This is a genomic window from Salmonella sp. SG203, from assembly GCF_013350575.1.
GTDB classification, from domain to species: domain Bacteria; phylum Pseudomonadota; class Gammaproteobacteria; order Enterobacterales; family Enterobacteriaceae; genus Salmonella; species Salmonella enterica.
The window spans coordinates 1-4,536 of record NZ_SNMT01000056.1; the positions used below are offsets into that span (position 1 = coordinate 1).

General features: G+C 39.0%; 5 protein-coding genes and 1 pseudogene. 2 read left to right on the top strand and 4 right to left on the bottom strand.

Features of this window, described 5'->3' with window-relative positions; translation table 11 throughout:
• Together HV477_RS29175 and HV477_RS27495 are read left to right on the top strand one after the other, a co-directional pair.
• A partial coding sequence (locus HV477_RS29175) for a hypothetical protein (RefSeq protein ID WP_254793002.1) occupies positions 1–91 on the top strand: 91 nt, incomplete at its 5' end.
• Positions 81–1,535, top strand: coding sequence for a hypothetical protein (locus HV477_RS27495; RefSeq protein ID WP_001537448.1), 1,455 nt, complete (start codon positions 81–83; stop codon positions 1,533–1,535). The genes HV477_RS29175 and HV477_RS27495, both read left to right, overlap by 11 nt.
• 150 nt (positions 1,536–1,685) lie before the next feature.
• Here HV477_RS27495 and HV477_RS29180 read toward each other — a convergent pair.
• The 4 genes and pseudogenes from HV477_RS29180 to HV477_RS27505 form a co-directional block, all read right to left on the bottom strand.
• A pseudogene (locus HV477_RS29180) lies at positions 1,686–2,433 on the bottom strand (IS256 family transposase).
• Complete coding sequence (locus tag HV477_RS29185) at positions 2,402–2,545, bottom strand: hypothetical protein (protein ID WP_275656952.1); 144 nt, start codon at positions 2,543–2,545, stop codon at positions 2,402–2,404. Before HV477_RS29185 ends, HV477_RS29180 begins: the two are co-directional and overlap by 32 nt.
• Positions 2,542–2,775, bottom strand: a complete 234-nt coding sequence (locus HV477_RS29190; RefSeq protein ID WP_001662199.1) for a hypothetical protein — start codon at positions 2,773–2,775, stop codon at positions 2,542–2,544. Before HV477_RS29190 ends, HV477_RS29185 begins: the two co-directional genes overlap by 4 nt.
• 87 nt (positions 2,776–2,862) lie before the next feature.
• Entirely contained in the window at positions 2,863–4,449 is a 1,587-nt protein-coding gene (locus HV477_RS27505; RefSeq protein WP_079899208.1) for a hypothetical protein, read from the bottom strand.
• Between the last annotated feature and the right edge of the window lie 87 nt (positions 4,450–4,536).

Genomic DNA, 4,536 nt, shown 5'->3' on the forward strand with positions numbered 1-4,536 from the left:
TGGTGTACTCGGCGAGTATATCGGAAGAATTTACATTGAAACCAAAGCAAGACCTAAATATATTTTGAAGGGGAAGAATAGTGTTAAATAAAAGCACGGTGGCTTTATATTTGATATTCTCATTATGCGTTTTCGCGCTTTGCCTTTATATTTCCTTCAATAACCCAGTTACATCTGATGGAGCATCTTTATTTTTAGAAGCAAAAGATATGGCGGATGGAAACATTCTGCTACGAGGATGGACTCTTTCTACTGTATCGTTTTATTTCACTGAGGCGATATGGTATATGATAGTAATCAGGGTTTTTGGTGACAGTATATACCTGATGTATGTGTTACCAGCCGTATTCTACACGATTACTATTATGCTGGCCTTTGCTCTGTCACATACAGATGGGAAAATGAAGTGGTCAATCGCAGCGCTAATTCCATGCGTAATCATTTCATCTCCTATGGCGTCAACCATGACACTAGAGACATGTGTACATGTAGGAACTATCATATTTGCTCTGGTGTGCTTAAATATGCTTAGGTATGATAAACATACAACAATTAAACTGACAAGCGTCACGACTCTCACTGCTGCATCTGTATTCAGTGACTCGATATTCAACTACTATATCACTATACCGATAGTTGTTACTTTTGTTGTTCATGTATTGATAAACAAAGATTTTAGCAAGTGGCGCTATGTATTTGCAGTTATTGTTGGCGTTGTCATAGCAAAGTTTCTTGCTTTAGTGGCAAATTATTTTGGTCTACTAAACACCCCCGGGACTCAACCTCCAGCATTTGTTAATTACGAGAATATACCATCTAACCTCAATCTTTTCATTGTTGGCATCATCCAGTATTTCGACGCCTTCATTTTCGGAAAACAGCTTTCTGCAAGCAATGCGATGATATTTAGTAGATTTGCAGTGATGATATTTTGGTTAGCTCTTTTAGTTGTAGCTATCAAAAACAGGTTTAAAGCGTCGTTTGTTGATACTGCATTATCCATTTCCTCAGTATTGCTACCAGCCGCATATGTAGCAAGTAACATGCCTGTAGACCTTGGCACTACAAGGTATCTGGTTTTCTCTTTTATTACTGGATCCGCTCTAATTGCACGTTATCTAAATTCACAAGCCGATCAAAGACTCTATGCTTTTGCTTCAACTATCATACTGATTTTTATTTTCATCCCAAGCGGAAGATACGAACTACCGAATTCGAGAGTACAAGATATTAGTAACTTTGTTCGTGATAATAACCTCGGTGATGGTTACGGCACATACTGGGTTGCGTCTGCCGTGACTCTGTTTAAAAACGGAGACGTAAGGCCAATCACGTTTACTGATGAAAACAAAGCGGTTAGGTTAAACTGGCTGTCCAATAAAGCATGGTACGGTTTTAAATCAAGATATATCGTCACAGAGTTCAAGCATGATATTGATAAGATATTAAACCAGTATGGACGGGAAGGGCATATAAAAGAGATTGATAACGCATATATAATTTACTATGATGATGCAAGGATTGTTATAGAGTAGTCAACAAGGAGCCTGTCCATAATTCTGTGTAACTGCCACTGTATTAAAGGTGATCGCTCAGGCGGTCACCGACCTCAATAATAAAACGACTCATTGCCAGCCGCCAGTGCTGGATCGGCATACTCCACTTTTTTGAGACATCTTTGATCGCTAGATAAATAACCTTCCACACTGAGTCGTCTCCTGGGAATACCTTGCATTTATTATCTCGACCCGGATCACACTGTTCAGTGATTCGATAGCGTTTGTGGTGTAGATCGCCTGGCGGATATCCGGCAGGTAGCTGAAGAATGTGTTCAGGTTTTCCCAGTGCGCACGCCTGCTTTTGCTGATCTGCGGGTATTTGTCGTCACACACGCCCGCGAACACATTCAGCATCATCAGCGCCGCCTCTTCGGTAAACCGTCTTCAGACCACTGGTGACCGCCTTGTAGTCTTTCCAGGACACGTATTTCAGGCTGCTACGTACCATATGGATGATGCACAGCTGGATATGGGGCTGCGGATAGACGCTGTTTATCGCATCCGGAAAGTCTTTCAGGCCGTCCACACAGGCAATCAGGATGTCCTGAAAACCACGATTTTTCAGCTCCACCAGCACATTCAGCCAGAATGTTGCGCCTTCATTTTCGGTCAGTCACCTACCCGGCAGCGCTTTCTGGCCTTCGGTGTTGATACCCAGCGCCAGGAAGACAGTTCTGTTTATGACGCTGTCATGTTGACGGATTTTTACGACAATGCAGCCCATGTAAACGATGGGATACAGCGCATCCAGTTACCGGTTTTGCCACTCCGTAGCCTGCTCTTTTAGGGCATCTGTGACTTTGGATATCAATGTGAGCGACACATCGGCATCGTACATTTCTTTAAAGGTGGCGGCGATTTCGTGCGTGGTCATGCCTTTGGCATATAGCGATAAAAATCTGGCTGTCTATCTGCGTGAGCCGCGTCTGGTTCTTCTTAATCAACTGAGGTTTGAAGGTGTTTTCACAGTCACGCGGCGTGTTCAATTCAATCTCGCCATCACCGCAAAGCAGGATGTTTGACGAGTAGCCATTACGGATGTTTGAGCTTTATTGTGCATGTTTTTCTCATGCCCGGGATGGTCGGTCAGTTCTGCATTGAGCGCAGTTTCGACAGTAAGCTTCGTCAGCATCTGGGAAAACTGGTTGAGATCGGCTTTGGTTTTAAGGCCTTTAGCCAGTTCAGCAGCCAGCGCTTTGAGTTTATTTTCGTCCATAAATTGCCTGTCTCCGTTGTCGGAATGAACATATCAAAAACAGGCAGATACACAATTTAAATTACAGTCTCTGAGGCGGAATTATAGTTAATTACACCACTTAGGCTTGCTCCATATTACAGGCCCTAACCATATTTTTCCTTCCGCACCGTTATACAATATTTTTCCGTTTTTACTCTTTAATTCTGACTCTATTATTTTATCCGCCTTACCATCTTTTGTGTAATATAAAACCTCACCATTAATGCAGTACCAACTTGGTCTGGACAACCATGTTCTAGGAATTACAAATTTATCATAAGAGTCTGTGAGTTCAGAAGAGTGTACTTCTGCATCAATCGAGTTTAATAGTTGCATTCTCCAGAAATCCTCTCCATAAATATATTTTATTCCAGTTAACCTTACAATTGAAATAATTTTTTTATTTATTTCTGAATTCATATTGGATTTATTATAACTAAAAGACTCTGCTTTTGTTGTATATAGTACTGGTGCTATTGCTGACATGCATATAGCCATTGCAATAGTTAATGAATATGAATACACATTATTTTTTATATTACTTTTAAAAATTTTAAAAATGGTGGCAAATACAGAAATTTTTAGTATACAAGTTGCCCAGAAAATATGGCGCCCTTCTGGGTTGAGGCATGATATAAGTAGCAGTCCTAAAACAAAACCTGTAGCTCCCAATGCACATAACAGATCTAGTCGACAAATACTAGTTTTAGTTTTTCTGCCATCAATCAAAATATGAAGAAATATTTTTAAGCCATATACAATAGTTGCAATAAATAAAAGTATATACAATAAGCCCATAAAGTAGAAAGGTGTCAATATTCCTATTGCATTACTTCCAACAGCCAAGCTAGAGGATGAAGAGTACACCAGGATTGACTTTAAAATTATAAAAAGATTGTCAATTGCTTTATCTGGAGATATTAACAACGATGCTTGAGAATAGTCGACCTTGAGTGGGAAATGTCTGCCTAAAAGATAATCATTTGCCATCTTGCCGATAACAAAAGATACAGCTATAGATAACATTGACACAACTGAAGTTTTTGATCTGAATATAATCAGTATGAATAAAATAAAAGGTGCTATAATAATCAAAGTTCTAATTGGTTGCTCTGCAGTCATTAGAATAACAGCGAGGGCAGAAATACACAAAAAACTCTTTTTGCTTTCTTGAATATATATGATAACCGGTAGGCATATCATAATAGAAAGTACTACATTCGAAAGATGCGATTCCTGACCAAGTAAAAAATCAATATCATCCATACCAAGCGGAATGAATAAGCAAGTTGATAGTAAAAGTGAAAAATATTTATTTCCACAATATTTAGAGATAATTAGATTGCAAATATAAAACCAAACGCAGATCGCTATTGCACCGCCTATTGCATAAGCCTTATATCCTGAAAAACCAATGTAGTTGGCTAAGGCTATGAATGGGCTTATTTTTAGCATAATAAGTTGGTTGCCGTAGAAAAAATCATGTGGAAGTAAGACCCCTTCATCTCTTATGGCTGAAGCTAAAACTTGATATGCTGCTGAATCTGCGTGAAAAAAATTCGGATAAATATAAATGTGATGCACTAAGCCAATGACAAGGCCAATAATGATTACAGATACATACCAAAAATAATTTTTTTTAAATTCCATCATTTTATTTGACCAACTTTCTTAATGATATATTTAGGTCTTGCTTTGGTTTCAATGTAAATTCTTCCGATATACTCGCCGAGCACACCG